This is a genomic window from Epilithonimonas sp. (assembly GCF_036780765.1).
Classification (GTDB): domain Bacteria; phylum Bacteroidota; class Bacteroidia; order Flavobacteriales; family Weeksellaceae; genus Epilithonimonas.
In genome coordinates this window covers 293,885-320,881 of sequence record NZ_DAIQCG010000001.1, presented here as the reverse complement: position 1 = coordinate 320,881, position 26,997 = coordinate 293,885, and the positions used below count along the sequence as shown (strand labels likewise).

The following is a 26,997-nucleotide window of genomic DNA, read 5'->3' as shown; positions in this document are numbered from 1 at the left end:
TAAAATGTTTACTTACAACTTATCAATGATTTGCATCATTGAATTGACGGAGTTTTCTAAGTTGAAAGGCATCTCATAATTCTGCAAATTATCCTGATAGGTGTGGAAATTTTCGGGATTGGTTAAAGCCAGCTTCATTCCATTGTAGATTCCGTCTTCGGAGTTTTCTGTGATTAATCCTAATTTTCCATCCTCCAGCATCTCACTTACACCAGAAACGTCGGTTGCGATGATGTTCTTTTTCAATGTAATAGCTTCAAACAAAACTGTAGGAAAACCTTCGTATCGGGAACTCAGAATATAAAAATCTGCCGCTTTGAAATAAGGATAAGGATTGTCTGTAAAACCCAGCATTGTTGCAGATTCATCAACACCTAATTCTGTTTTCAGTTTTTTGACATTTTCGAAATCATAACCGTCGCCTATAATTAAGACTTTGTGCGGGAAACCTTCGTCCAGTAATCTTTTATGAGCTCTCAGCAATCGATCAAATCCTTTCTGAGGGAATACGGTACCTACGGAAATGAATAATGGTGGATTGTTGATTGTTGATTGTTGATGGTTTCCAACTCCGTTCAGACTGACGTTGTTTTTTGTTGATTGTTGTTGGTTGACAATTGAAGGAATTTCTGCCTGTGATTTTGTGAGAATCTCATCCGTGTCCAGAGGATTATAAATCCTTACAATTTTTGATTTTTCTTCATCAGTTTTTGCTAAGGATAAAAATGTGTCCTGAATCTTTTCTGAAATAACCAGCACTTTATCATAATTGAAAAAACGTCTGATTTTTTCTGGCGTGTAACCGCTGACTTGTGTCAGGTCATTGTGGATCCACATCAGTTTTTTGGAAGATTTCAAGGGGCTATTTATCACTTCGTCCATAAAACCGTGGATCGCAGCAAACTCGATGTCGTACTGTTTGTTCTTCAGTTTTCTTTTGTAAAGAATCTTTGGATATTTCTTCAGCAACTGCTGATAAACAACACGGTATATTTTTTTAGGGATATCTTTTGGGCGGTTGGTGGTAATCATCTCGCCACGATTGAGGAACATTACATTCACCCAGTCAGGAACTTCAGTCAGATATTTTCCCGAATAGAGATTCAGTAACAGATCGACTTCGTATTTATCTTTGGGAAGTTTTTTTAAGAAAGTCACCAGGACTTTTTCTGCGCCGCCGTGACGAAGAGAACCAATTCTGATGAGGATTTTCTTTTTCAAATTTTAGAACTCTAAAATGCCTGCTCCCCAAGAATAGCCAACGCCAAAACCAGCGACCATGACTTTGAAACCTTCTTTTATCTTGCCCTGTTCAAAAGCTAGTTTCAAAGCGATAGGAATACTTGCCGAGACTGTATTACCAATGTTTTTCATATCGACGAAGAATTTTTCTTCAGGGATGTTACAAAGGTTTCTGAGGTAATTCAGCATATAAGAACTCGCCTGATGGAAAACGAATAAATCAATTTCCTCCAATCTTATTTTATTCTTCTTAAGCGTATCTTGGATCAAAGTTGGGATGTTTTCTACCGCAAAAGTGAAAATCTTAGGGCCTTTCATAAAAAGGCTAGGCTGTTCATCTGTTTTATTTCGGGAAGCACCTTTTTCTACAATTAAGTTGTTGAAACCACTTCCATCTGTTCCTACAGAAAATTGATAATGCTCTTTAGAGTCATCCTTTTCAACAATCGTAACAGCTGCGCCGTCTCCAAAGATAGTTCTATTGGATTTGTCACTTTTATCCAAAAATTTACTGTAAGTTTCAGACGTAACCAACAATATGTTTTTTGCAACCCCAGACGCTATAAGTCCTTGGGCAAGAGTCAATCCATACACAAATCCTGAGCATCCAAGATTGAAATCCAATGCGCCAATGTTCTTGGCAAGTCCTAATTTGTCCTGTAAAATACAAGCCGTTGTAGGTAGGAAATAATCTGGACTCTGCGTGCAGAATAAAATAAAATCTACTTTGCTTTTGTCGTATTTTTCGAAAAGTTTCTCACAAGCCTGGTATGCCAAATCCAAAGCGGTCTCAGACTCATCTGCGATATGTCTGGATTCTACACCTATCTTGGCTTTGATTTTTTCGGCACTCCATTCCGGGAATTCCTTTGATATATCTTCGTTGGTTAATATATTTTTGGGCAAATAATATTCTATTGCTGCAATATTAATCATTATAACTCTTTCCTAAATTTTTGCAAAGATAAGCATCTTAAAAATAAATATTAGGTTATGAATAGTTTTTGAATGATTAAAATTAGCATATCATTCTCTTATTTTACTGGTTTGTAGGTGTTGGGTAGGTTTTCGCGGATATAATTATCGAGCTGTGATCTGTTTTTTTCTAATTCGCGTGGGTACATAATGTTATTTTGCAGCGCTTTATCTCCATATTCTTCTATAGTGCAAATATATTTTGCCGGTGTTCCAGCAAACACAGAGTTGTCAGGCATAGAGGAATTAAGTACCGATCCTGCCCCCAAAATACAATTATTTCCCATCTGCGAACCTGGGAGAAAAATACAGTTGTTACCCACAAAACAATTGCTCCCGATTTTTATTCTTCCAAAATTTCTTGCATCCGCATATTTTTCCATACTGCGGATGACGTGCATTGCACCATCGTGGTTGATGAATGTACAACCAGCGGTTATCTTTGTGCGATCTCCAATTTCTATCAAATAAGGTTCTGAGCCAAAAGCTGGTGCTTCTATGAAAATGACATTCTTTCCCACCTTCATGCCGCGCGATTTACAAATCTTTATATAAGCATTTTTATAGATGTCTTTCCAAACGCTATGGATTTTTAGAATGATTCTGTAAATGAAATTCATGAGTTATTTTTCGGTTAAGTTAATCAAGATATTTTCAATGGTATCAAAAATCTTTTGATTATCAAACTGTCTTTCAGAATTTTTTAAATTTTCTTGTAAGCTGGCAATCAGGTTTTTGTTGGTTAAAAATTCTTTCATTGCATCGTAAATCTCCTCAGAATCATAACTGATAAGGAATCCGTTCTCCTTATGGGTTATCATTTCCGGAATGCCACCAACAGCAGTCGAAATAATAGGTTTTTGAAGAATGAGAGTGTCCGCAATAATTAATGGCCAGCCTTCTGACTCAGATGGCATAATGAAAAAGTCTGCATTTTTTACATAAGGATAAGGGTTGAGCAAAGATCCCATCAGAATAAAAGAATGGCTAACACCTAATTTTTTTGCAAGATTTTCTAGGTTTTCTTTTTCTTCACCGTCACCAATAATAATGATTTTGTGAGAGAATCCGTTTTTGATTAATTGGGAGTGGACTTCTATCAGTTTTTTATAGCCTTTTCTGGAATGCAGTCTTCCAACAGAAACAAAAACAGGATCGGAAGTCTTAAAATCCGGAACAAATTCTTCTGCTTTTTGCTTAATTTCTTCGATAGGAATGGCATTTAAAATCACTTGATTTTCAGGTAACTTAAAGTTGGGGTAAGTTTTGGTGAAAATATCTTTGGTCTGTTGTGAGCCGAAAATAAAGTAATCGAACTTTGGGATTTGATTAAGTATTTTTGGAACAGCAGGCTGCAATTTTGGGAATGTAATGTCTGAATGAAACCAGCCAACTTTTTTTGAAAAATTATTGGGGCTGTTAAGTACAAACTCAAAATCTGTGTAAGACGTTGCAATCTCGATATCAAATTTTTCTTTCAGATAAATTTGATCTGCTATACTAGGAAAAAGATTAAGAAGTTTGATTTTAAGATTTCTAAAAAGAAGCTGAAAGTTTCTTGTAAATGATTGGCGAGAAAAATCTTCCTTTCCTTTATTATTTTTGATGTAGCGGATATCAGATGGAACGTTGTCACGCAGTTCTCCTTGGTATAAGCTGACTTGCAAAGTCATCTCAAATTTTTCTTTATTCAGGTTGTTGAGAAGGCTCAGGATAACTTTCTCTACGCCTCCCATTTCCATAGAACGGTGTCTAAAAAGCACTTTTATTTTTTCTTTCATCTATCTATATTTGCCAAAAATACTTTGATAACAAAGATAAACATTGTTTATACATAACTTTGTATTTTTATTAAAACATCTTTGAAAGGGAAATTTCTGAAATTCTTTCCACATTTTTTGCATATCTAAACCGTCCGGATCTATATCCAGAATTAAGAAGAAAGATTTGGAAAAATACATTCAATAAATCTTCTGGCGTATCTGGCAAAGAAGATGCTGAACAGTGGTGCGCACCTATTGCCATTTCTGAAAAAGATTTTATAGAAAAAGTTCTTAATACGAGTTTTATTCCTTTTGAAAAACTCTTTCCAAAGGAGTTTGCAAAACTGAATAAAAAACTCCGAAAATTATTTTCGGAGTTTTTTTACATCTTTATTTTAAGATTAAATTTTTTTTATCGTAGTCGTAGATATAATAGGACTTTTTCAGAATATTATTTTCATGGAATAAATAAATATTTACATTTTCTAACCCATTTTCTTCCTTTAAAAGTGGTGACTCCCAATTATAAAAAAATATTTGCTCTCTTAATAATAGTTGGGGATCATGTTTTAATTTTTTAAATACATCATATTTGATATAAATTGTATCGGCCCTTAAAGCTTCTTCTTTTATGATGGCCTGTTTTACTTCAGAAAATAAGTCCTGGTTGAATTTACTAGCATATAACCAAGCATTTTTTGTACTAATAATTGTTATAGAAAATAATATAGTCAACGTTGTAAGAGCATATTTTGTTACGTTTTCATTCGTTTTTGAAGCTATTGTAATAATTATACTAACTATTGTGAGGATAAAAAAAAGTTTTACACCACCAAGATTTCTATTGTCAAATCCAAATAAAGTTGGTTTATAATTTGACATAAAAAAAATCATAAAAGAAAACAAAAATATAAATATTAAGATCTTTGTAATTTTATTTTGTGTGAAGTTTGTTTCAAATTTTAATTTTTTTAAAATAAGTAAGGAGGAAAGATTAAACAAGAAAAAAGCCGCCCAATCTAGCATATCAAAATATTTTAAAGAGACTATGCTTTTATAAAAAGTTAAAGGCAAATCTCTAAAAATAAGTTTACCAATAAGTATAATATTAGAATTGGCTCTATTTATACTAAGAGCCTCTTGTAGTCTTTCTCTTTGGTAAAAACTCTCAAAGGCAGATGGCTCTATTACTTTTTTATAAAAAATAATAAGACCAATAGAGATTATGAAATGAAAAAATATATTTTTAGGCTTATCCGATAAAAATAAAAAAATAAGAATGCAAGGAGCAAATATTTCATAACTAAGAAAAGAAAAAACGAATAAGACAGCGCTTAGAAAAATGTATCCTTTCTTTTTTTTCAAAAAAATAATTACAGAAGAGCAGAAAAATATCGTAGCGAGGGCAGAATTCAGCATTATAGGAGAAAATACAGTAGAAGTCCCAATAGGTATTGTAGCATATAAAAAAGTGGCTGCAATAGCTAGATGTTCATTTTTGAAAAATTGATAGCTAAGAGCTTTTACCCAAAACAGAGAAAGCAAGAAGAAAATAAAAGCAAGATAATAATAGAGAGGATTATACTTGAGAAGATATATAATGCTTCCTGTAAAAAAAGCAGAAATAGGTCTAGATGTCATGTTGGTTCCAGACATGAAGGAACCCAAAAATGACCCATAATTATCTTTATTATGAATCCCCTCATATAATTTACTAAGATCGTCGGCCAACAGAACATTGTTAGAAATTATACATATATAAAGAAAGATTAATAACCCTAAAATAGGATATAAATTGCTGTATGATTTTATCCTACTTAACATTGCATCCCAAATTTTCATATTGATGTCTGAACTTATTAACCCATTTCTCGTATTCTCCGAAGTTAATTTTTCCTTGCACAAACTTTTTAAAATAATTGATGGAGAAATCTTTTGGGAAGTTTTCCATAGCATCAAATTCATCTTTCAGCCATGCTTCATTAATCAGATGATTGAATCGGTTGACATCGAAATCAAAACCATACTCGTGATAAGAATTCGTGGCTGATGATTGGAAGGTTGTTTTCATCGCTTCCAACTTCAGTTTAGAAATGAAATTGGGATTGTTTTTGTTTTTTTTGTAGAACAAAGACGCATTGATGAGTTGTCTTTTTTCTTCTACCTTGCCGTCCATATCTTTCCAAATTTCTAACCAATATTCTTTTTTGTAGAATCCCATGAGGATAGAGTTGAGAGCCCAATATTTTCTTTGGGTAAAATTGTCTACTTTCCCTATTTTGTAGAGGATTGTGAAAAATTTGTACTGATTATAGAAGAAGGCTTGCATCAATTTTTTTGAGAAAAGAAGGAGATCTTTTGGTTGTGCAGATTCCAGATTTTTGGAAATAGAGTTGATGATTAAATCATCCATGTCTTTTTCATTTCCAAGCCAGCCTAGTTTGATTAGATTAATGTTGAGGTTTTTCGCGTCTTGTGACAATTCATCCACATTTACGGGTTGCGTAAACCAAACATCATCCTCTGTTACAATGACGTAGTCTGAAGCATTTTTAACATTATAATACCAGAATTTAGTAGGGATTTCTATACCATTAATAGGCTTGCCGGAGAGTAGATTTTCCTTAATAGCATCAACTTTTTTATCATAATTGTCCGATAAAAGAATCTCGACATCGGGATATTTTTGTCTGATTTTATCAAGGTATTTTTCCGGTGTTCCGTCGTCCAAAACTTTAATTTTAAAATCTCTGGTCACATATTTTTCAATGGAAGAGATACATCTATCCAAATAAAAAGGACGGTTGAAAGACTTAATAATTATATCCATTACTGTAGCTTTCTTTGTATTTTTTTAAAAAATGTGTTTTGATTCTTAAAAATGAACTCTGGCAGGTTATTTATGTCCTGAATATTTTTACCATATAATCTTCCAATATTTCTTCTTTTTGCTGTGTCTAGAATTACTTGTTGCCAGTTTTCATTAAGTTTACCCTTTTTAGATTTTTCCTGCGAAACACCTTTTTCGTGCAATCTATAATAATATAAAGCCTCATTAATGAAAGTGAAATTGCCAATCTCATATAATTTAAGGTATAAATCCTGATCTACGGCTGAAGTAAGTTTCGGATTAATCCCTGATGTTTTGTTATAAGCAGATCTTTTAAAAGTAAAAAAGTGGTTAGCTTCTAAAAAGATATTGAAAAATTTCTGATCACCATTTTTAATCGCTCTTGATTGCGGAAAAAGTTTTAAATGATTAAGATTAGCATCGCACAACAAAAACTTAGAATAGGTGACTACATTTTTCTCTGTATGATTTTTCAAACTCTTTTCTATTGCATTTTTAGACAAGGCATCATCGGGATCAACAAAACCACAAATTTCTCCTTTTGCTAAATCTACACAACGCCTTTTTGTAAATCCCACACCTTGGTTTTTGTCATTTCTATAAAGATGAAACCTAGAGTCATCTCTCGTGAGTTCTTTTATTTTTTCAAAAGAATCATTGTTAGAACAATCATCTACCAAAACCACTTCAAAATCTTTGTAAGTCTGAAGCAAAAGACTTTTGTAACAATCTTTGAAATATTCAAAATTATTATAGTGTGCAATTAAAACAGAGAAAGTTTTCATCATTTAATAATATGTTCAAAATTAACAAAATAATCTTAGATTTGTATCTTAATATTGCTATATGTGCGGAATTGCAGGGATTGTTAAGAAAATATTCTTGAAGAAAATTTTTATAAAAATACTCTGAAAAATATGACCGATTCTATCATCCATCGTGGTCCGGATGATGAAGGTCACGAATATTTTCAAAACTGTTTTTTAGGTTTCAGAAGATTAGCTATTGTTGATCTTTCTAAAGATGGTCACCAGCCAATGTACTCTAATACAAAGAATGAATGTATTGCCTTCAACGGGGAGATTTATGGCTACCGCGACCTGAAAAAAGATTTATTAGACTATCCTTTTCAAAGCAATACCGATACAGAAGTTATATTGTCACTTTTCCAAAAGTATGATGCTGAGGTTCCGAAATATCTTAATGGGATGTTTGCGTTTGCTATCTGGAATGAAGAAAAGCAACAGTTGTTTTGTGCAAGGGACCGTTTTGGAGAAAAACCATTTTATTATGCAATCGGAAAGAATGGGGAGTTTATTTTTGCTTCGGAAATCAAAGCAATTCTAGCGACTGGTTTGGTTGATGCAGAAGTCAATGACGAGGCTGTTTATCATTTTTTGAGACATATGTATGTTGACAGCCAGCAAAGTATTTATAAACATATCAAAGTTTTACCTCCTTCTCATCAGCTCATTTATCATAACGGAAATATTGAAATTTCTCAATACTGGAATTTTCCTAATAATGAATTGGAAATATCCGAGGAAGAGGCGGTTGCTAAGTTTAAAAATTTAGTTGAACAATCTGTTGAAAAACAATTAGTAGCTGATGTAAAAGTTGGCGCTTTTCTGAGTGGCGGTTTAGATTCTGGTACTTTGGTAGCCATTTCTTCTCAACATAATCAAAATCTTACCACTTTAGGTTTTCAATATGAAGGTGACTTGAACGAAATGTCAGATGCAAGAAGTATTGCTGAGAAGTATAAAACGGCTCATAAAGAAGTTGGACTTCAAAATTCTGAAATCCCTACAACATTGGTTGAAGTTCTGAAAAATATGGATGAACCAATTGCTGATACCGCAATTTTGGCTACATATACCATCTGCAAGGAAGCAGCGAAAAACATGACTGTTGTAATTACAGGTAACGCCGGGGATGAATTATTCGGTGGTTACGGATGGTATCAAAAAGAAAAAGAAATTCTAGAAAAGGGCAGCGCAAATTCTGCTTTTTTACCAATTTATAAAATAGGTTCCACAATCAGCGAAAAGTTAGGTTTAGAAAAATCCAGGCAATACTTTCTGGATAAAATTTTCAGAGCCAAATTCCCAGATATTGTGGCTTATCAAAAAGGGAAAGTTCATAATAATTTTTCTAAGGAAGAAACCTCATTATTGCTCAAGATCGATTCAGATTATGAGCATCAGTATCCATTTCAATTAGATAAAAATAACTTGAATACTTGTATGAAAATGGATCTTACCAATGTTATCTCCGGAGATTATCTTGTAAAAGATGACCGTATAGCGATGATGCATTCCATCGAACTGCGAACGCCTTTTTTAGATAAAGATTTAGTAGAATTTTGTTCTTCGCTACCAGCTAAACACAAAGTTAATTCCAGCCAGACAAAAATAATTCTCAGAAAAGCATTTGGTAATTTATTGACTTCAAATATTCTAAATAAAAAAAAGCAAGGTTTTGGAGCGCCAATTGTAGATTGGTTGAAAATCTCTGATATGGAAAAATTGACAACAGAAATTCTCAAAAATCCATCTTCAAAAATATTTACCAAATTAAATTTTGGTGAAGTTCAGAAGCAGTTGAACTACAATTACAAACATTGGTCGCTATTGGTTTTAGGAATTTGGATGGATGAGCACATTTAAGCTATCGGATGAATTTCCATTTAATTTCCCGAAGGACGTAAAATAATTGTCCTTTGATGCCCGAATACTTTCCATACAGACTAAAGATGGATGAAGTGAGCTTGTTTTCTCTTTTATAGTAATGCAGTATGGCGTGGTATTTTTTAATCAAAAAAAGAAGCTGAGACTTTGTGAATTGATTTATGTAGTCATTAAAAATAATTTCATAAACCATAGCTTCGCCTATATGTTTTTGATCTTTAAAAGAATCTACTCTGCTGAGGTTAATCTCCGATACCCGTACACACATCTGTGTGTTGTTCATCCCATAAATATATCCTCCCTCCGAGTAATCTATCCATGCAACCAACGGCGTTCCCCAAGCAAGAGGAAAACCACGGAATCCATGTTTTTCATAGGAACTTCTCCTAAATATATTTTCACTAATACTTGTATAAGTCTTATCGTTTCTATCTCTCCAAAACGTATTAATGCCTGTGTCAAATTCTGGATGTGTAAGGTCTTTACCTCTAACGTTAGATTTTGAATCAATAGATGTGATTGCTGTTTTTATTACATTAATCTTCTTTTGATCTACAAGAGGTAAAGATTTATAAAACTCTTCCACAAAATTATCTTTTGGAAAATCGTCATCTGCTAGGATGCAGATCCATTCTTCATCTTTAGACAATGCAATGCACCTTTTCCATTGTCCTTCCAGATCTGTAGAACCCAGATTGTTTCTAAAGCTTTTGTAAGTAATATTCAGATGATTGTATTTTTTTAAAATAGATGAAGGGTCATTCTTACTAAGATCATTTCCGATATAAACACCGAAGTTTTTATTAGTCTGAGTGGATAGAGCCTTAAGAGTTTCTTCAAAAAAATCTATTTTAAAATAAGGGATTACAAAAGCAAGTCTGTTCATAGTGTTTTTTATAGAATTAGAGCAGCAATTATTTCAAAAGATTTATTAATTGATCCTGTTTATTAATAATAATCGAATTGTCAGGAACATCCTTGTGAATAAGACATCCAGCGCCAATAATGCAGTTGTCCCCAATGGTAACACCTTTCAGCACCGTGACATTACTTCCTAGCCAACAGTTCTTACCGATTTTTATAGGAGAAGTTGTGAATTTACGATGCTCTACTATTTGTTCATTATATTCGTGGTTGTGGTCGTAAAGTTTTACGCCTTCTCCAAACAACGTATTTTCTCCTATTTCTATTTTTTCCAATGCGTTGATGGAACAATAATTATTCATAAAAACTCTCTCTTCCAGAATAACTGTCGCGTTTTCTCCCAATATAAAATTGCAATAGTTTCTTAGATTAACCCCACTACCAATCAACAAAGTAGCAGATGGATGAATAGAAAAATGAGAATAATTCCCAATTTTAAATACATCTGCAATTTTGGAATTTTTGTTTTTGCGAATGACGTTAAGAGAATTCTCTTTCAGTATTTTTAAAATAATTTTGGAAAATAAACCCATTTTGTTTCTATTAATGCAAAGATACTCTTATGCCAGATTTTTATTTCTATTTTTGCTTAAATTTAATAAAAATAAAATACACCTGATGAGTCCTCTTGTTACGATCGTAATCCCAGTTTATAAAGTTGAACAATTCATCGAAAGGTGTTTGCAGTCGGTTGTTAATCAAACCTACAAAAATATCGAATGTATCTTGGTGAATGATGTAACACCAGATTCGTCTATGGAAATTGCTGAGAGATTTATTCAGAAAAATCCGGAGTTTAATTTTATTGTTTTTAATCAGCCGACTAACCAAGGTTTATCTATGGCGAGAAATGCTGGAATGTATCTGGCAAAAGGAAAATATATCTATTTTCTTGATAGTGATGATGAAATCACCGATTATGCGATAGATCATCTAGTAAAACTGGCGGAAGAAACTAATGCAGAAATGGTCTTGGGACAGAGTGTCTGCATCAACGAAGAGGAAAATTGGAAGCGAAATTATTTCCCCATCAAAACAGAGAAAAACATTCTTGAAGGTAATAAAGAAATAGTGAAAAACTTCGTAAAAGGACAATATCCTGTAATGGCTTGTGACAAACTTGTAAGGATGGATTTTCTAATGAAAAATAAGCTGTATTTTGTAAAAGATTTGTTTTCTCAAGACGTTTTGTGGAGTTTCCAAAGTATGCTGAAATTTGAAAAAATTGCTTTCCTGAGAGAAGATACTTATTTGTACTATTTTCACGGTGCATCTATCATCCATAATAGGGGAGAGAAGCATTTTGGGAATTGGATTACGATTGCATCTTGTATGGACAAGGCTTATCGTGAAGAAAAAGATGTTTATAACAAGAAATTAATTTTGGAATATCTGGTTGATTTTAAAGCGATGACGCTTGAAATGAACTGGAAAGCGCAAAAGAACGAACAACTTTGGAAAAGAAGTTACATTGCTTATAACCAAATGAAATCTTTGAGCGTTACAGATTATTTGTCGCCCGATTATTCTAAAAAACTAAAAAAGCAGGACTTATTTTATCGCCTGCCTTTGTTTATCGGATACAAATTTTTCCGATGGAGATTTGACCGATAATTACAGTCTTTTCACGCCATCTTCTTTTGCTAAAATTCCTTTCACATCATAAATAATTCCTTTTTCGGAAAGAAGATTTTTGATGTTTAGATTCTCAAATTCTTTATGAGAAACTGCTAAAACTACAGCATCATATTTTTTGAAAGGTGGTTTTGTAGAGGTTTCCAGACCATACTCGTGCTTTACTTCTTCAGGATTAGCCCAAGGATCGTAAATAGAAACATTGATGCCGTAATCCTCAAGATTTTTCACAACATCTACCACTTTGGTATTTCTAACATCGGGACAATTTTCTTTGAAAGTGAAACCTAAAACCAAAACATCAGAACAGTTAACTTTTAGATTCTGTCTTAGCATTTGTTTTACGGTTTCGCTGGCTACATATTGCCCCATTGAGTCATTCATTCTGCGTCCAGCTAATATAATTTCCGGATGATAACCAAATTCCTGAGCTTTCTGCGCCAAATAATAAGGATCTACACCAATACAGTGTCCCCCAACCAAACCTGGTTTGAACGGAAGGAAATTCCATTTTGTACCCGCAGCAGTTAAAACATCATGAGTGTCGATTCCCATCAGGTTGAAAATCTTTGCCAATTCGTTTACGAATGCGATATTAATATCCCTCTGAGAATTTTCAATCACTTTGGCCGCTTCAGCAACTTTAATTGTAGGTGCCAGATGCGTTCCTGCAACAATCACCGATTTGTAAAGATCATCTACAATTTTTCCGATTTCCGGCGTAGAACCAGCAGTCACTTTTAGGATTTTTTCAACGGTATGAAGTTTATCGCCTGGATTGATTCTCTCCGGAGAATAACCTGCAAAGAAATCTACATTGAATTTCATTCCGGTATTTTTTTCCAAGACAGGAATACATTCTTCTTCTGTTACACCAGGATAAACAGTGGATTCGTAAATCACAATGTCTCCTTTCTTCAGAACTTTGGCAACTGTTTCACTCGCTTTGTAAAGCGGTGTAAGATCGGGACGATTGTTTTTGTCAACAGGTGTGGGTACTGTTACAACATAAATGTTAGAGTCTGCAATGTCCTCAAACTTGTTGGAACAGAATAATCCTGTTTCTCCAAAATTCGGATTGTTTGGAACCAAAGCAGATTTCAGCAAATCATCTTCGACTTCCAGTGTATCATCTTTCCCAGCGTTGAGATCTGCGATTCTTTTTTCATTAATATCAAATCCTACAACAGGATATTTTGTAGAGAATAATCTTGCTAAAGGAAGGCCTACATAACCAAGACCTATTATTGTAATTTTAAGATTCATTGTTTTATTTTAGATTGTTCCAGTACCATTTTACAGCTTCTTTCAAACCTTCTTTCATAGAGTGTTTTGGCTGATATTCTAATAAATTTTTTGCTTTATCAATACTCGCAAGAGAATGTGGTACATCGCCTTTACGGTAATCGCCGTAGATAACTTCTACTTCTGCAATTTTAGGGTCAAAATCGGATAGGTATTCTTTCAGATTACTTACAAGATCATTCAGCGTTGTTCTTTCTCCGAAAGCCGTATTGTAAACTTGGTTTACTGACGCTGAGTTATCCGAAGTTAATGCCAAAAGATTCATCAAAATAACATTGTCGATATAAGTGAAGTCTCGGGAATATTCTCCACCACCGTTGATAACAGGAGATTCGTGATTCATCAATTGCATTACGAATTTTGGTATTACGGCAGCATAAGCACCATTTGGATTCTGCTTTCTTCCAAAAACATTAAAATATCTTAAGCCAATCGTATCGAAATCATAAGTTCTTTTGAAAACATCAGCATATAACTCGTTGACATATTTTGTAATCGCATACGGCGACAATGGTTTCCCAATCACATCTTCCACCTTTGGAAGACTTTCAGAATCGCCGTAAGTAGATGAACTTGCGGCATAAACAAATCTTTTTACGTTGGCATCTCTGGCTGCAACAAGCATGTTCAGAAATCCACCAACATTCACATCATTACTTGTAATTGGATCATTGATTGATCTTGGAACAGAGCCTAATGCCGCTTCGTGCAATACAAAATCCTGATTTTCACAAGCTGTTTTACAGTCTTCCAAATTACGGATGTCACCTTCTATTAATTTGAAATTGGGATGATTTTTGATTGCTTCCAGATTTTCTCGGAAACCTGTAGAAAAGTTATCAAGGCAAGTCACATTTGCGCCCAGGTTTATAAGTTCTTCACAAAGATTGGAACCAATAAAACCAGCGCCACCCGTGACCAGAATATTTTTATTGTTAAGTTTATTTTTAAAATCGTTCATAGTTTAAGAGTAATATTTCTCTAAGATTCGGCAAAGATATGATTCTTTGTTATTAAGATTGTTAATTCTAAAATAATCTTCAACATCCGGAATGTTAACGTCATAACCAGAACCACTTTTAATAAGATTAAGATAGATGTTGGTATTGTAAAAACGTTCGATGATTTCTAATATTTCAATGATCGTGTAGTTTTGAACATAAGCCACATTCACTATTTTGTTCAACTCAGATTTCTCAATTAATTGAAAAGTAATGTTTTTTATATCTTCGGCATCTATGAGGTTTCTAGTTGCTTTTGTATGGACATTAATAATGTCATTGTTTTTAACTGATCGGATGAGATAGTTCATCAGCAAATTGGGATTGCCACCATTTCCAACCGCATTACTAACTCTTAGAATCAGATATTTTCTGCAGGAATTTTTGATTAATTGTTCCATTTTCAGTTTGTGAAAAACATAATCACTTCACGTTTTGGAGGAGTCGTAGATGCTGCAAGTCGAGAAATAAATGAATAGTTTGTCTGGATTTTCGGTAAACGTTTTTCGAATGAGATTTTCTTCCCGAAGAAACTCCTCGGGACTTGTTTCCAAAGAATTAGAAACACCGGAAGCAAAGAAAATAATGTTTTCCTGATCCATGTCTCTGAAAAGAGATGCGATAAGACCTCTGCCAATTATCATTGTAAAAGTGCTTTTAGTATTAATTCAGAAGCTTTTCCGTTCCCAAAAGGATTTTTATCGGATTTGAAAATGAACTCCTTTTCATCTTCCCAAATTTTATAGAACTCAGATTTTATTTTTTGTAAATCGTGACCTACTAATATTCCACAATTACAATCTAGAACTTCTGGTCTTTCTGTTTCTTCGCGTAAAATTAAGACACGTTTTCTAAGGCTAGGAGCTTCCTCTTGTATTCCTCCTGAATCTGAAATAATTAGTTTGTCTGCTGCCATTTTCTTAATGTTCTCTACATAAGCTAGAGGTTCAATGAAAACCAAATTTTCTGGTTTTTCTGAGCTGAAAACATCCAAAATTATTTTTCTTGTATTTGGATTTGGATGGAGAGACCATTCAAAAGTTATTGAAGGATTTTCAACAGATAATTCTTTCAATGCCCGTGCAATTTGTTCTAAGGGCTTACCTATGTTTTCCCTTCTATGGGCAGTTATAAAAACTTTATCTTGATGTTCTATTTCAATATTTTCTTTTTCAAGGATATATTGTACCATATCTACAATGGTGTTGCCGATTAAAAAAAATTTTTCATCAGCAATACCTTCTTTCAACATATTATTTTTAGATAATTTTGTTGGTGCAAAGTTTACATCAGCTCCTAATGAAACGACTCTTCTGTTATATTCTTCAGGAAAGGGAAGTTTGATATCAGAAGTTCTTAAGCCAGCTTCTATATGATAGAATTTTTTTTGCTCCATAAAAGAAACTATAGAAGAAGCTAGAACTGTAAATGTATCGCCCTGCGCTATGATTGTAGTGATTTTTTCTTTGTGAATAAGGTCTGATAAGATGTTGATAAGTTTTGCCATCAAGTTCGAATTGGTAAAATCGAGTGACTGTACAGCGAGTCGAAAATCCGGCTTTATGTCAAAACTTTCTTCCATTTTGGAAAGAAGATTGTCGTGTTGTCCTGTATTGACCATAAAAACCTCTTCATTCTGAAGGTGAAATTGATTCATAACCGGGAAAACTTTTAGAAAATTCTGGTCTGGTTCCATAAATAATGGTTATTTTATGAATCATCAAAACTGTTTTTTACAAAAATAATAAATCTTACGGCTTCATGCGTTTTAAAATATTTTTAAGTAACATTTTCAAAGGAAATTGATTCAGAATTTCGTCTGTTGTGATAATCTTGAGGTTGTTCACTGCATTATGAATTTCTTTATCCCCTTGTTTGATTTCCGCAATATTTCAAATGAAAATAGGTGTGGACATAATCTTTAAAAGGATTAGGGGGTATCACGCTCATGCCAAGTTCCTACAAAATGATGGGTGGCATAATTTTTCGGAAGATCTAAACAGAAATTAGTTGAAGGATAGATGATGATTCCATCTGCAAGTTCTCGATTTTGTTCTAATATATCTATCTGTTTTTGCAGTTTATCTGGGTTTGTCCAATAATCGTCACCTTCGCACATTGCAATATATTTTGCACCCGATTCCTGGCATTTTTCTAAAGTGAAAATAAAATTGGGCATCGAACCAAGATATTTTTTCTGCTTAATAATGGTTACTAAATGCTTTTGGGATGATTTTCCATATAAGAATCTATAACTTTTTCAGTGTCATCCGTAGAAGCGTCATCTGAAAGAAATATCCTGAAATCAAATTTTGTGTTTTGATTTAGAACGCTATCTAGCGCTTCAATAACAAAATCTTGCTGATTGTATGAGATCATGAAGACAGCAACAAGAGGTTGTATATTATTCATTTTTTTAGGATTTCTTTTGAAAGACTTATTCTGTTAATTGACAAAAAACATATAAATTTGTAATATGAAAATAACTATATGTACGCCAACATATAACCGTGCAATTCTACTCCAAAAATTGTATAAAAGTCTCCTGAGCCAGACAAATAAAAATTTTGAGTGGATTATTATTGATGATGGATCTACAGATAATACTGCTGAAGTAGTCGAAAGTTTTGACAGATCACAGTTTTCTATAGAGTACTATCAGCAAGAGAATGGGGGAAAGCATATAGCTCTTAATTATGGCTTAGAAAAGGCAAATGGCGAATATTTTGTTGTTGTTGATAGTGACGATTTTTTAGCTAATGAAACTGTCGAAGAATGTTTAGAGTTAATAAATGAAGTTCAAGATAAGAGCAATATAGCTGGCTTTACTTTCATCCATTTTTCTCCGTCCCATCCAATAAATATTCAAAACTATGGTAAAGTAAAACAAATTGGAACTTATTTTGACTATAATTGGGAGTTTAAAGGTGAGTTGATAATCTGTTATAAAACATACATCGCAAAAGCGTTTCCGTTTCCTGTATTCTTGGGAGAAAAATTTTGCAGAGAATCTTTGATTGGAGATAGAATCCTTGACAAGTACGAACTGTTATACACGGATAAAGTTTTAGCATTTGGCGATTACCAACCAGATGGCTTGTCTGCTAACAGTTGGAAAAGAATGTTGGAAAGCCCCCAATACAGCATGCTTTTTTTTAAGGAAAAAATAAATAATAGAAAATATTCTAAAATTGATAAGGAAAATTTTGTGATTCACTATTGGAAAATAGCGATGTCTGCAAAACACATTTCTTTTTCTAAAAAGTTTTTTGACTTATCTTTTTATTGGAACATGTGGTTTTTTTTAAATAGGATCAGAAAGAAATTAAAAAGAGATTAATTTCTGTTATTTTTTATAATGTCCATCGCCCTTGAAAGCCCAATTTTTATTATAATAAAACAACAGAACTCTACTGCTTTGAAAATGTCCCTGTCTGAAGTACGAAGATTTTTATAAGCTTTTTTCAAAATAGAAAATTGATCTTCTATCTCAAAATACTTCGCATAGTTTGCGATGATATACCGGTTAAACTGATAAATCCCCTGCTTTCTCTGCTTTTGTAAGGTGTAATCAGCTTTAGATGAAAGATGATCTCTGGAAATTCTGATATTAGCAAAGGCATTATTAATACTAAAAATTTCTCTCATTTCCGGAAATTCTAACCAAGCGACATTATCACTGCCAAATGCTACAGGAAACTCTTTGAAGCCATATTTTTTGTAGGTTTTCCTACTGAATATGTGTTCGGTTAATGTGCTTCTGCCATTTCCTTTCAATGTTCTAATATATGATGTGGCCGCTGGTTCCAACTCCGGATTAATATATAAATCGGAAATGCTTTCTCCATCTTCATCAATCAGTTTGGATGCAAATCTTATAACCTGTATATTTTTCTCTTCTGCTATTTTCAAATTTTTATAAAATTCTTCCACATAATTTTCGGAAATAGTATCATCATCCCCTAGGATCATCAGCCATTCTTCTTTTGCCGAAAGCTCTATGCAACGATCCCATTGTTTGGTAAGGTATTTTCCGCCAAGATTATTTTCAAATCGTTTATATACAATTGGGAATTTACCTTTATATGATTGGATTAGGTCTTCTGGATTTTGAGGACTGCAATCGTTTCCTATATAAACCGAAAATCGTTTATCTGTCTGAGATGAAAGTGAATCTAGAGTGGCTTTAAAATAATTGAGTTTATAATAAGGAATTATTATTGCAAGTAGTGTCATAATGTTAAAGAATGTTTTTGTATCTCAGCATTTTCTCTTCCACAAGATGCCAGGAGAAATAAGCTAAAATATATGTCGCAGGTAGAGAAATCAGCATCAGTTGAAAAGGATTCAAAACCAGATAATTCATCAGAATCTGCTGTACTAGAAATCCGTAGATGTACACGCCATATGAAATGTCTCCCCACTTTTTGCCAACCATATTAATAGATGGTGTATTGAGAGTGGCTAATTGTAAAGTCAGGACAGACAATAAAAAAGGAGCCACAATCTGATAACAGCCAATAATCAATGATAAGATAATCGCTAAAGTAATACCAATCCTAATAAACAAGTTGTTATAAGTCTTCAAATTAAAAAAACTGAGTATAGATCCTGCAAAAAAGAACGCTGCTAACTTGTAGAAAATACTGCTGTCAAGAATGATATAATGGAATAGGTTACTCAAAAATGAAGGCCGAAATTGTAACAGTATATAGCAAATCAAGAAAATGATTATCATTATTATTCGGACAATATTTTTATTTTTCCTGAATGGAAATATAATCATCAAAATCAAGTATAATGTGAATTCATAACTTAAAGACCAAAGACTTCCATTGATTGCTTTTGGATAAAGATTGTTTTCAAAAACACCGTTAACATTATACTGAATTCTGTACAATGATAATCCATTAGGTAGATAAGACCAATAAGAAGATTCTTTGGAGATATCGGCACCATTATATAGAAAAGGTAATATCAGTAATGTGATTATGAGTAAAATAAAAAGAGCTGGAAACAATCTCAAGATTCTTTTCCAAAGATAACTTAGTAATGTTTTACTGCGTTCCAGACTTTGAAAGATGAGGTAGCCACTCATAATGAAAAAACAATCTACAGATAATGATCCAAGACTTAGTTGGTAATTAGTCAATACACCAGCTATCTCAGGTTGTCCTGTTAATGGGAACGAATGCGATACTATTACCAGACTTGCAAACAGTAGGCGAAGAAAATCGAAGTTGTTACTTCTGTTAATAGTTGCTGTTGTATTCATATTTTATTGGAAAAATATCGGATTAATTTTTTTTTACCACCATAATTGATATTAATGTTTTTATCTCTCGCCATAAGCCACACAAAAAGCTTTCCTCGCAATGATAGCTTTTCAGTAAAATCATAATGTGAGAATTTTTGTTTATCTATTGTGACTAGTAATTTTTCATTGTCACCATTGTAAAATACATCCTTCGTTGGAAACCAAAAAGAATGTGGTTGGTTATCGAACATCTCATATATCTCTGCAACTTTTGATTTCCATACGTCTATACTAAAGTTATTTAAAATATAATCATACTGTTTTTCCGCACTTTCTATTCTGTATTTTTTATCCCGAATCAATGCTTTAAGATTGTCATGCCATTGATTTAAATCTTTTGGATAAATAACTGCATTGTCAGGATGTTCACTGAAAAGCTTGAATAATAGTAATGGATCGTAGTGAAGGACTAAAGGTATCTTTCGCAACGCAACCTGAAGCAATGCTGTGAAAGAGGCCATTGGAAACCCTTCGACATATATGTGTGAATTCTTTTCTATATCCGCTAATTGAGATGCAGAGACACCACCGTGCAGAACAATCCTTTCATGAAGATATTCTTTTGCGTATGCAGAATCTGGACGCAACCCAACGATATTAAAAATAACATTTTGGTTTTCTTCTACGATTTTATAAGCCTCTCTTAAGAAGTTATATTTCTCATTAGGATTATATTTATAAGAAGTTCCTGTACTAAGAATATTTATAGTGTCACCATTGTAATTAGTTTCATCATTAAGTTCAGAAGAGGCTTCTATGGGGATTGGTAAAAAAACTTGTCTTTCCGCTGCAATACCTCTTCTTTCAGAATCAATAGCAATATTGGATTCTCGGATTTGAAGTACTGTATCTGCAATAGAAACTCCTACCCAAAACACATGATCTGCATGATTCACAAACAAAACCGGCGTTGTAATATCTTTCTGCGAAAAAACAATATTGGTAATCGTTTCATCTGGATGAATATGAAGTATAATGGCATCATAGTCATTCAAAAGAAGCTGATTGAGAAGTTTTACAGATTCTATCTTAGAATGAGATTTTACACTAATAAGATCTAAATTAGAAATATCATCAAGATAGATTTGACTTACGTTTTCTAACTGTTCAATAGAAATCCTAGTGCTGACAATAGAATGTTTTTTTGAGTTGTCATTTTTGATCCAGTTATAAAGTAGTTTCGAATGTCCGCCGGAGCCATGAACTTCTGAACAGATATGAAGTACTCTATTGGTTTTAGCATGTTTTTTCTGATGAGAAGAAATTGGTAGAATCTTTTCTTGAATCTTAGCTAAAAGTATTTCCAATTGTTCACTTTTGTAATAGCCAGAAAAATTGAACCATCCAAATGCAGCCGTTTTTTGAATGTAACTAATACAATCTTCATAAAGCTTTTCTTCAAATAGTTTTTGCGCAATCCGAACACTCGAATCAAAATATTGCTTATTCGAAGATATAATTTTTTCTATGTCCGTGTTTGATTCTACCTTCATGAAAAATCGGTCTGTGTTTTCAAAAATATGAAAATGCTGTTGAATAGAATAAATATAATATTTAGAAAAAATTGGGAGTCAATTTTTTCTAGTAAGGACTCTTTAGATAGGCCAATAACTTATGAATCTGCATCGCCAATTTGTAAAAAACAGGTTTCATATTATATTTTATCAGCTTTTCCGGAAAAGATTTCACTGGAAAATGTTGGAAAAAAATCTGATGCTCATTTTTGAGAACATTCAAAAGGTATAGTTTTTCCAAGTGCTCAAAAATTTTTTCTCTGGCTAGCTGGTGATCTTTGTGCTTAATCATTATTTTGAAAAACATAGAATGATTCAAAACCTCTCTTTTTTTATGCGTATTGTGAGCATGTAAACGATAGGAACAGGAAATTACGTCATCAAATAAAAAATCATCTTTTTTACTAAGACGCAACCACATATCATGATCTTCAAAAGATAAAGATTCATCAAAGCCTCCTTCATCCATAAGCTTTTGTCTCTTGATTAATACGGACATCGCTGGGATAAAATTTTTAACCAGCAACATCTCATAAAAATTTTGACTTTTCAAACTAAGATAAGAAAGATGTCTTGCAATGAATTTGTTTTGGTATAATTCAGAATTTTCGTCAATCAGATGAGCATCAGAAAAAACCAAAGAAACTTTATCAGAAGAATTTTTCAGCATAGTAACCTGACGCTCCAGCTTATTATGCATTAATAAATCATCTAATGCTAATAGCTGTATATATTTTCCTTTAGATATTAGTAAAAGTTCATTGAGAGTTTTTGTAATGCCTAAGTTCTCTGTATGTTTTACAAATGATATTTGAAGATCGGGATTTTGCCTGATCCATTTTTCTATAGTTTCAACAGAACTATCATCAGAAAAATCATCACAAATCACCATCTCAAAATTATTATAAGTCAGAGCTTTGATGCTTTCAAGAGATTCTACTATGAATTTTTCCTGATTATAGCATAAACATAAGATGCTTACTAGAGGCAGATCTCCCATTTTGTTTTAATTAGTAATTATTCAGAATACTAATAATTGTATCTATCTCTTGTTTTTCTAATATAGAAGATATTGGTAAGCTCAAAACTTCCTCATGAATTTTTTCCGTTATGGGAAAAGATAGATTATTCCATTCTTTATACGCCTTTTGCTGATGTGGCGGGATCGGATAATGTATCAGAGTTTGAATTCCATTGCTAGTAAGGTATTCTTGTAATGCAGATCTATCAGCTGTTCTGATGACGAAAATGTGCCATACATGCTCGCCATCATTTTCTGGATTTTCAGGAAGTGTAACCTTTGGATTTTTTACTTCCGAAATAAACCTTTTGGCAATCTTTCTACGTAGGTTATTTTCTTCATCGATGTATTTGAGTTTTACATCTAAAACTGCTGCCTGTATCTCATCTAGTCTGGAATTTAGACCTTGATAGATGTTTACATATTTCTCATTAGATCCATAGTTGGCAAGTGCTCGGATAGCTTGTGCTAATTCATCATCATTGGTTGTAACTGTACCTGCGTCACCGAGAGCGCCAAGGTTTTTGCCAGGATAGAAACTAAATCCCGCAGCATCGCCTAGATTACCTGTTTTGATACCATTCCAATCTGCACCTATAGATTGTGCATTATCTTCAACTATTTTCAGGTTATGTTTTTGAGCAATCTCTTTTAATTCTTCAGAAAAAACGACTCTTCCCTGAAGGTGGACGATGAAAATAGCTTTTGTCTTAGAGGTAATCTTTTCTTCAATTTTTGAGATGTCAAGGTTGTAAGTATTAATATCCGGTTCAACTAAAACCGGAACCAATCCATTGTCAGACAAAGCAAGGATAGAAGCGATGTAAGTATTGGCAGGGACTATCACTTCATCGCCAGCTTTCATAATTCCCAACTCAATGTAAGCTCTGAAGATTAATCTCAAAGCATCTAGACCATTCGCTACACCAATTGCGTGTTTGGATCCAATATATTGTGATAGATTATTTTCGAAGTTCTTCACCTGAGTTCCTAAAAGGTACCAGCCAGAGCGGAATACTTCCAATAATTTAGCCTCTATCTCAGTCTGATGAAGAAGATTTATTTTTTGTAGGTCAAGGAATTTTATCATGATAGCAAGTCTTTAAGTTTTCGGTTAAATGGTTTTTCTATTTTTTCATAAGCAAAGATACTTGTTATAAGGGTAATTGTAAACATTAAAAAAACCAAAAGAAAACCTTCAAGTTGATGTCCCATATAACCATTGTACTTTTTTAGATAAGCTATTACCAGATAATGGATAAGATAAAATCCAAAACTAATCTCGCCCAAGTAAACAAGCCATTTCCAAGAAAGAATTTTGGAAACAATACTTTCTTTTTTTTGCAAAAAAAATGAACTAGCAGATGTTAAAATGATTAGACACATTGGCAGCCAATAGAAAATAGAATATCTGTAACTTATTGGTAAATAATCCTTACAAATGAAAAATAAGGCTAAAATAACAAAAGCACTCACTTGGATGAAATTGTAAACACTTCTACTAATATTAATTTTTGAATTTTTGATATACAAACATAAATCAAATAATAATATTCCCAAAATAAAATCAAAGACTCTCGTAACGGGTGATATATAAAGCCAATAATGTATTTTATTTTCGGGTAAAAGCTGATTCATTATAATAATCAAACATATAAAACCTATTAATAATAGTATTTTAAAAAAAGGTTTCAGTTTATAACTAATCAGAATCAGAAGAGGAAATAGAGTATAAAAAAACATCTCGTCCGAGATACTCCAGGAGGGAGCATTATATGAGAAATAGTATTTTGGGTTTGGGACATAGCTTTGCAGTAAAAAAATATTAAATATCAAAACTTTAATACTATTAAACATAACTGGGATTGACGCCAGTAGAGTAAAGAAATGTAAGGGGTAAATTCGTGCAAATCTGGCAATATAGAATTTTTTTAATGTTATCTCTTTATTCTTAAATTTATTTCGATAATTTAAAGCTAAAATAAACCCACTTAAAATAAAGAAAAAGCTTACTCCTAAAAAACCTTCAGAAAAAATATGGTTATAAAGATAAGAAGAGCTATCATCTTTTGAAAATGGGATGTGACTCAGAAAAACGCAGAACGCAAAAAAAAATCTTAATGATGTTAAAGGCTTTATCATTTTAATACTAATTCTTCGTTTATGAATTCATAAGCATTGCCTTCTTCATCTTTTAAATTATGATCTAATATTTTACCACCATTGGTTACAAAACCCTTTTGTTTGGCAGGATTACCAAACCAAACAGTGTTTGCTGGGATATCTTTGGTAACCACGCTGCCTGCTCCTACCAATGCATTTTTTCCAATGGTGTTGCCAGCAATGATGGTAGAATTCGCACCAATAGACGCGCCCTTCTTTACCAGCGTTTTTGCAAATTCGGCAGGATACTGCTTAGATCTAGGAATCAGGTCATTGGTAAAAGTTACATTAGGGCCAACAAACACATTGTCCTCCAATGTAACCCCATCCCAAACTTGGACTCCGGGCTTGATGGTAACATTATCGCCAATAACAACATCGTTTTCTATGAAAACATTACAATTGATATTACAATTAGTACCAATTTTAGCATTTTTCAAAATTACACAAAACTGCCAAACCATTGTGCCTTCACCAATATTTTCAGTTTGAATATCGGCTAGAGGATGGATGTTATTTTTCATGCTGAATGGTTAAAAATATATTGTAATCTCTGATATAATCATTGGCATCATAATGATGTGATGCTAATACGAGGCATATTGCGCCAGATGAAAAATTCATTTCTGAAGCCCAGATTCCGGGAGGGATATGTAAACCTATATCGGGCCTATTAAGAAAAACCTGCCTTTTGAATTTACCATCGTCCAAAGACACTTCAAAACTTCCACTGGCTGCTATCAGAAACTGATGACATTCTTTGTGGGAATGGGCACCACGGCTTTCGCCACCGGCTATATCATATAAATAAAATACTCGTTTGACATTAAACGGAAAAGAAGAGTTGTTTTCCACCACTGTCAAGTTGCCTTCGTCAAAATTGATCTTGCCAAGATCTATTACACTGCAGTCAAATACTGATAGTTTATTTTTCATCTGCAAGTTTTTTGAATTCTACAAAATCCCTTATATAGTCTTTTTCATTATAAGCTTTATCAGAAACAATGAGTGCTAAAGAGTTGGTTGAAAAATTTTCCAATCTGCGCCAAAACATTTTCGGAATAAAAAGACCATAATAAGATCTGTTCAAAGAAAACCTTTTTTCCTCTTTTCCATCGTGAATAACGACATCAAAACTTCCCGAAAGGGCAATGATAAACTCCTGCTGCTCTCTGAAAGCATGGCTGCCGCGCACTTCCCCACCGGGAACATCATATACCCAATACGTTCTTTCAATTTCGAAAGGTAAATGGCTGGGATGCTCAAATGAAGAAAGATTACCCCGTTTGTCCAGTATCTTGGGAAGATCTATTATTTGTGGTATAGTCATTGTGCTTGTATTTTATAATCAAAACGAGGTCTGATAATACCAGGCATCTGTGTAATATTGGTTCCTATCTTCACATTTTCAACTTCAAAACCAACAATCTCATCACAAGTGTATAGAGGAATTCTTTGATCTTGTCCAAATATTATTTTGAAATAATAATTTCCAGAATTAAGTAAATTAGGCTCAATCTCGAATTCTACAGTATACTCCGCTTTTTTCGAATCCTTATTTGTAGTAACTAATGCTCCAGTATGAAAAACTACGCTTTCCTCATAAGTTCTTAATTCAAAAGTGGTATCAAGATTAATATCTTCTTTAAAATTAAAAAACCTTAATTTAACCTTTGCTCCAGAATCAATGTCCAAGAAACCATCGTTTAAAGATCTGACAGAAAATTCTAAAACTCTGATGTTTTCATTTCCTAAAGCTGTTTCAATAGAACCCGTATGCAGATAACTGCTTTGCTTTTGAGAGTTTTTCTGATACTCCATAATGGTATCAAGAATGTGACCCTGATAATCCAAAAGACCTTGGTTCAATAAGATCCCCTGTGAACATAATTCTTTAACAGCTGTCATATTATGGCTTACAAAAAGAACAGTTCTTCCTTCACCTTTAGAAACATCACCCATCTTACCAAGACATTTTTTTTGAAACTCAGCATCGCCAACGGCCAATACTTCATCCACAATCAAGATCTCAGATTCCAGATTTGCTGCAACAGCGAATGCTAATCTTACATACATCCCAGAAGAGTATCTTTTCACAGGAGTATCAATATATCTTTCGACACCAGAAAAATCAACAATCTCCTCAAACTTTCTGGTGATTTCTTTTCTTGTCATTCCTAGAATAGCCCCATTGAGATAGACATTTTCTCTACCTGTCATTTCAGGATGGAAACCTGTTCCAACTTCTAGTAATGAAGCGATTCTTCCTCGGGTTAAAATTTTTCCGGTTGTTGGTTTGGTAACTTTACTCAGAAGTTTAAGAAGTGTAGATTTCCCAGCTCCATTTCTTCCAATTATACCAACTGTATCTCCTTGATTTATCTCAAAATTGATGTCTCGCAAAGACCAGACGTAATCACTTTCTCCCTTTCGAGTTCTATCATTGGATTCGCCGATTTTAAGATAGGGATTTTCTTTTCCCCGGATCTGATGCCAAAAACGATTAAGATCGTGAGAGAGAGAGCCTGTTCCTACTTGCCCCAGACGGTACTGTTTAGATATATTTTCGGCTTTTAGTGCTAATGTCATTTTTTGA

The 26,997-nt window shown here is 33.3% G+C and carries 28 protein-coding genes and 1 pseudogene; 3 read left to right on the top strand and 26 right to left on the bottom strand.

Annotated features, from left to right (window positions below):
- Positions 1-12 precede the first annotated feature (12 nt).
- From V7P73_RS01555 to V7P73_RS01525, 7 genes are all read right to left on the bottom strand, one after another.
- Complete coding sequence (locus V7P73_RS01555) at positions 13-1,221, bottom strand: glycosyltransferase (RefSeq protein ID WP_333850869.1); 1,209 nt, start codon at positions 1,219-1,221, stop codon at positions 13-15.
- A 3-nt stretch (positions 1,222-1,224) separates the two neighbouring features.
- The gene (locus V7P73_RS01550; protein ID WP_333850868.1) at positions 1,225-2,178 is read right to left on the bottom strand and encodes a 3-oxoacyl-ACP synthase III family protein; all 954 of its coding nucleotides are present in this window, start codon (positions 2,176-2,178) and stop codon (positions 1,225-1,227) included.
- Between the two features lie 98 nt (positions 2,179-2,276).
- Complete coding sequence (locus V7P73_RS01545; RefSeq protein ID WP_333850867.1) at positions 2,277-2,744, bottom strand: acyltransferase; 468 nt, start codon at positions 2,742-2,744, stop codon at positions 2,277-2,279.
- 96 nt (positions 2,745-2,840) lie between these two features.
- Positions 2,841-3,998, bottom strand: coding sequence for a glycosyltransferase (locus V7P73_RS01540; protein WP_333850865.1), 1,158 nt, complete (start codon positions 3,996-3,998; stop codon positions 2,841-2,843).
- A gap of 372 nt (positions 3,999-4,370) precedes the next feature.
- A complete protein-coding gene (locus tag V7P73_RS01535; protein WP_333850863.1) occupies positions 4,371-5,822 on the bottom strand; it encodes a hypothetical protein in 1,452 nt (483 codons plus the stop codon).
- A complete protein-coding gene (locus V7P73_RS01530) occupies positions 5,794-6,810 on the bottom strand; it encodes a glycosyltransferase family 2 protein (protein WP_333850861.1) in 1,017 nt (338 codons plus the stop codon). The genes V7P73_RS01535 and V7P73_RS01530 overlap by 29 nt, the downstream gene beginning before the upstream one ends.
- Positions 6,810-7,619, bottom strand: coding sequence for a glycosyltransferase family 2 protein (locus V7P73_RS01525; RefSeq protein WP_333850859.1), 810 nt, complete (start codon positions 7,617-7,619; stop codon positions 6,810-6,812). The genes V7P73_RS01530 and V7P73_RS01525 overlap by 1 nt, the downstream gene beginning before the upstream one ends.
- Positions 7,620-7,709: 90 nt before the next feature.
- Here V7P73_RS01525 and asnB point away from each other — a divergent pair, with 90 nt between their 5' ends.
- Positions 7,710-9,500: an asparagine synthase (glutamine-hydrolyzing) gene (gene asnB, locus V7P73_RS01520; RefSeq protein WP_333851534.1), complete on the top strand. Its 1,791-nt coding sequence runs from the start codon at positions 7,710-7,712 to the stop codon at positions 9,498-9,500.
- Position 9,501: 1 nt separating this feature from the next.
- Here the strand turns inward: asnB and V7P73_RS01515 are convergent, their stop codons facing one another.
- Both V7P73_RS01515 and V7P73_RS01510 read right to left on the bottom strand, forming a co-directional pair.
- Entirely contained in the window at positions 9,502-10,407 is a 906-nt protein-coding gene (locus V7P73_RS01515; RefSeq protein WP_333850857.1) for a glycosyltransferase, read from the bottom strand.
- 28 nt (positions 10,408-10,435) lie between these two features.
- Positions 10,436-10,978: an acyltransferase gene (locus tag V7P73_RS01510; protein ID WP_333850855.1), complete on the bottom strand. Its 543-nt coding sequence runs from the start codon at positions 10,976-10,978 to the stop codon at positions 10,436-10,438.
- Between the two features lie 85 nt (positions 10,979-11,063).
- Here V7P73_RS01510 and V7P73_RS01505 point away from each other — a divergent pair, with 85 nt between their 5' ends.
- Entirely contained in the window at positions 11,064-12,059 is a 996-nt protein-coding gene (locus tag V7P73_RS01505) for a glycosyltransferase family 2 protein (protein ID WP_333850853.1), read from the top strand.
- Here the strand turns inward: V7P73_RS01505 and V7P73_RS01500 are convergent, their stop codons facing one another.
- The 7 genes and pseudogenes from V7P73_RS01500 to V7P73_RS01470 form a co-directional block, all read right to left on the bottom strand.
- Entirely contained in the window at positions 12,060-13,346 is a 1,287-nt protein-coding gene (locus V7P73_RS01500; protein WP_333850851.1) for a nucleotide sugar dehydrogenase, read from the bottom strand.
- A gap of 4 nt (positions 13,347-13,350) precedes the next feature.
- Entirely contained in the window at positions 13,351-14,346 is a 996-nt protein-coding gene (locus V7P73_RS01495) for an SDR family oxidoreductase (protein WP_333850849.1), read from the bottom strand.
- Positions 14,347-14,349: 3 nt separating this feature from the next.
- Positions 14,350-14,802 (bottom strand): annotated as a pseudogene (locus tag V7P73_RS01490) (NAD-dependent epimerase/dehydratase family protein); the annotation flags it as partial.
- A gap of 12 nt (positions 14,803-14,814) precedes the next feature.
- Complete coding sequence (locus V7P73_RS01485; RefSeq protein ID WP_333850847.1) at positions 14,815-15,030, bottom strand: hypothetical protein; 216 nt, start codon at positions 15,028-15,030, stop codon at positions 14,815-14,817.
- Complete coding sequence (wecB, locus tag V7P73_RS01480) at positions 15,027-16,082, bottom strand: non-hydrolyzing UDP-N-acetylglucosamine 2-epimerase (protein ID WP_333850845.1); 1,056 nt, start codon at positions 16,080-16,082, stop codon at positions 15,027-15,029. The genes V7P73_RS01485 and wecB overlap by 4 nt, the downstream gene beginning before the upstream one ends.
- Before the next feature lie 234 nt (positions 16,083-16,316).
- Positions 16,317-16,565: a hypothetical protein gene (locus tag V7P73_RS01475; RefSeq protein WP_333850843.1), complete on the bottom strand. Its 249-nt coding sequence runs from the start codon at positions 16,563-16,565 to the stop codon at positions 16,317-16,319.
- Between the two features lie 35 nt (positions 16,566-16,600).
- On the bottom strand, positions 16,601-16,798 hold the full coding sequence (locus V7P73_RS01470) for a glycosyltransferase family 2 protein (RefSeq protein ID WP_333850841.1): 198 nt from the start codon (positions 16,796-16,798) through the stop codon (positions 16,601-16,603).
- A 64-nt stretch (positions 16,799-16,862) separates the two neighbouring features.
- Here V7P73_RS01470 and V7P73_RS01465 point away from each other — a divergent pair, with 64 nt between their 5' ends.
- A complete protein-coding gene (locus tag V7P73_RS01465) occupies positions 16,863-17,726 on the top strand; it encodes a glycosyltransferase family 2 protein (RefSeq protein WP_333850839.1) in 864 nt (287 codons plus the stop codon).
- On the opposite strand, the gene V7P73_RS01460 is transcribed toward V7P73_RS01465, so the two are convergent.
- The 10 genes from V7P73_RS01460 to V7P73_RS01415 all read right to left on the bottom strand — a co-directional run bounded on the left by V7P73_RS01460 (position 17,723) and on the right by V7P73_RS01415 (position 26,990).
- On the bottom strand, positions 17,723-18,622 hold the full coding sequence (locus tag V7P73_RS01460; RefSeq protein ID WP_333850837.1) for a glycosyltransferase family 2 protein: 900 nt from the start codon (positions 18,620-18,622) through the stop codon (positions 17,723-17,725). The genes V7P73_RS01465 and V7P73_RS01460 overlap by 4 nt on opposite strands.
- A gap of 4 nt (positions 18,623-18,626) precedes the next feature.
- Positions 18,627-19,661, bottom strand: a complete 1,035-nt coding sequence (locus V7P73_RS01455) for an acyltransferase family protein (RefSeq protein ID WP_333850835.1) — start codon at positions 19,659-19,661, stop codon at positions 18,627-18,629.
- On the bottom strand, positions 19,658-21,196 hold the full coding sequence (locus V7P73_RS01450; RefSeq protein ID WP_333850833.1) for a hypothetical protein: 1,539 nt from the start codon (positions 21,194-21,196) through the stop codon (positions 19,658-19,660). The genes V7P73_RS01455 and V7P73_RS01450 overlap by 4 nt, the downstream gene beginning before the upstream one ends.
- 88 nt (positions 21,197-21,284) lie before the next feature.
- Positions 21,285-22,217, bottom strand: coding sequence for a glycosyltransferase (locus tag V7P73_RS01445; RefSeq protein WP_333850832.1), 933 nt, complete (start codon positions 22,215-22,217; stop codon positions 21,285-21,287).
- 10 nt (positions 22,218-22,227) lie between these two features.
- Positions 22,228-23,328, bottom strand: a complete 1,101-nt coding sequence (locus V7P73_RS01440) for a DegT/DnrJ/EryC1/StrS family aminotransferase (protein ID WP_333850831.1) — start codon at positions 23,326-23,328, stop codon at positions 22,228-22,230.
- Positions 23,325-24,380, bottom strand: a complete 1,056-nt coding sequence (locus V7P73_RS01435; protein ID WP_333850829.1) for an acyltransferase family protein — start codon at positions 24,378-24,380, stop codon at positions 23,325-23,327. The genes V7P73_RS01440 and V7P73_RS01435 overlap by 4 nt, the downstream gene beginning before the upstream one ends.
- Positions 24,377-24,925, bottom strand: coding sequence for an acyltransferase (locus tag V7P73_RS01430; protein ID WP_333850827.1), 549 nt, complete (start codon positions 24,923-24,925; stop codon positions 24,377-24,379). Before V7P73_RS01430 ends, V7P73_RS01435 begins: the two co-directional genes overlap by 4 nt.
- A complete protein-coding gene (locus V7P73_RS01425; RefSeq protein ID WP_333850824.1) occupies positions 24,915-25,337 on the bottom strand; it encodes a sugar 3,4-ketoisomerase in 423 nt (140 codons plus the stop codon). The genes V7P73_RS01430 and V7P73_RS01425 overlap by 11 nt, the downstream gene beginning before the upstream one ends.
- A complete protein-coding gene (locus V7P73_RS01420; RefSeq protein ID WP_333850822.1) occupies positions 25,327-25,731 on the bottom strand; it encodes a sugar 3,4-ketoisomerase in 405 nt (134 codons plus the stop codon). Before V7P73_RS01420 ends, V7P73_RS01425 begins: the two co-directional genes overlap by 11 nt.
- Positions 25,728-26,990, bottom strand: a complete 1,263-nt coding sequence (locus V7P73_RS01415) for an ABC transporter ATP-binding protein (RefSeq protein ID WP_333850820.1) — start codon at positions 26,988-26,990, stop codon at positions 25,728-25,730. Before V7P73_RS01415 ends, V7P73_RS01420 begins: the two co-directional genes overlap by 4 nt.
- Positions 26,991-26,997 lie beyond the last annotated feature (7 nt).

Coding starts and splice junctions, on each gene's coding strand:
- V7P73_RS01550 (WP_333850868.1), bottom strand. CDS start 2,178: ATGATTAATATTGCAGCAATAGAATATTATTTGCCCAAAAATATATTA.
- V7P73_RS01545 (WP_333850867.1), bottom strand. CDS start 2,744: ATGAAGGTGGGAAAGAATGTCATTTTCATAGAAGCACCAGCTTTTGGC.
- V7P73_RS01540 (WP_333850865.1), bottom strand. CDS start 3,998: ATGAAAGAAAAAATAAAAGTGCTTTTTAGACACCGTTCTATGGAAATG.
- V7P73_RS01535 (WP_333850863.1), bottom strand. CDS start 5,822: ATGAAAATTTGGGATGCAATGTTAAGTAGGATAAAATCATACAGCAAT.
- V7P73_RS01530 (WP_333850861.1), bottom strand. CDS start 6,810: ATGGATATAATTATTAAGTCTTTCAACCGTCCTTTTTATTTGGATAGA.
- V7P73_RS01525 (WP_333850859.1), bottom strand. CDS start 7,619: ATGATGAAAACTTTCTCTGTTTTAATTGCACACTATAATAATTTTGAA.
- V7P73_RS01515 (WP_333850857.1), bottom strand. CDS start 10,407: ATGAACAGACTTGCTTTTGTAATCCCTTATTTTAAAATAGATTTTTTT.
- V7P73_RS01510 (WP_333850855.1), bottom strand. CDS start 10,978: ATGGGTTTATTTTCCAAAATTATTTTAAAAATACTGAAAGAGAATTCT.
- V7P73_RS01505 (WP_333850853.1), top strand. CDS start 11,064: ATGAGTCCTCTTGTTACGATCGTAATCCCAGTTTATAAAGTTGAACAA.
- V7P73_RS01500 (WP_333850851.1), bottom strand. CDS start 13,346: ATGAATCTTAAAATTACAATAATAGGTCTTGGTTATGTAGGCCTTCCT.
- V7P73_RS01495 (WP_333850849.1), bottom strand. CDS start 14,346: ATGAACGATTTTAAAAATAAACTTAACAATAAAAATATTCTGGTCACG.
- V7P73_RS01485 (WP_333850847.1), bottom strand. CDS start 15,030: ATGATAATTGGCAGAGGTCTTATCGCATCTCTTTTCAGAGACATGGAT.
- wecB (WP_333850845.1), bottom strand. CDS start 16,082: ATGGAACCAGACCAGAATTTTCTAAAAGTTTTCCCGGTTATGAATCAA.
- V7P73_RS01475 (WP_333850843.1), bottom strand. CDS start 16,565: ATGCCCAATTTTATTTTCACTTTAGAAAAATGCCAGGAATCGGGTGCA.
- V7P73_RS01470 (WP_333850841.1), bottom strand. CDS start 16,798: ATGAATAATATACAACCTCTTGTTGCTGTCTTCATGATCTCATACAAT.
- V7P73_RS01465 (WP_333850839.1), top strand. CDS start 16,863: ATGAAAATAACTATATGTACGCCAACATATAACCGTGCAATTCTACTC.
- V7P73_RS01460 (WP_333850837.1), bottom strand. CDS start 18,622: ATGACACTACTTGCAATAATAATTCCTTATTATAAACTCAATTATTTT.
- V7P73_RS01455 (WP_333850835.1), bottom strand. CDS start 19,661: ATGAATACAACAGCAACTATTAACAGAAGTAACAACTTCGATTTTCTT.
- V7P73_RS01450 (WP_333850833.1), bottom strand. CDS start 21,196: ATGAAGGTAGAATCAAACACGGACATAGAAAAAATTATATCTTCGAAT.
- V7P73_RS01445 (WP_333850832.1), bottom strand. CDS start 22,217: ATGGGAGATCTGCCTCTAGTAAGCATCTTATGTTTATGCTATAATCAG.
- V7P73_RS01440 (WP_333850831.1), bottom strand. CDS start 23,328: ATGATAAAATTCCTTGACCTACAAAAAATAAATCTTCTTCATCAGACT.
- V7P73_RS01435 (WP_333850829.1), bottom strand. CDS start 24,380: ATGATAAAGCCTTTAACATCATTAAGATTTTTTTTTGCGTTCTGCGTT.
- V7P73_RS01430 (WP_333850827.1), bottom strand. CDS start 24,925: ATGAAAAATAACATCCATCCTCTAGCCGATATTCAAACTGAAAATATT.
- V7P73_RS01425 (WP_333850824.1), bottom strand. CDS start 25,337: ATGAAAAATAAACTATCAGTATTTGACTGCAGTGTAATAGATCTTGGC.
- V7P73_RS01420 (WP_333850822.1), bottom strand. CDS start 25,731: ATGACTATACCACAAATAATAGATCTTCCCAAGATACTGGACAAACGG.
- V7P73_RS01415 (WP_333850820.1), bottom strand. CDS start 26,990: ATGACATTAGCACTAAAAGCCGAAAATATATCTAAACAGTACCGTCTG.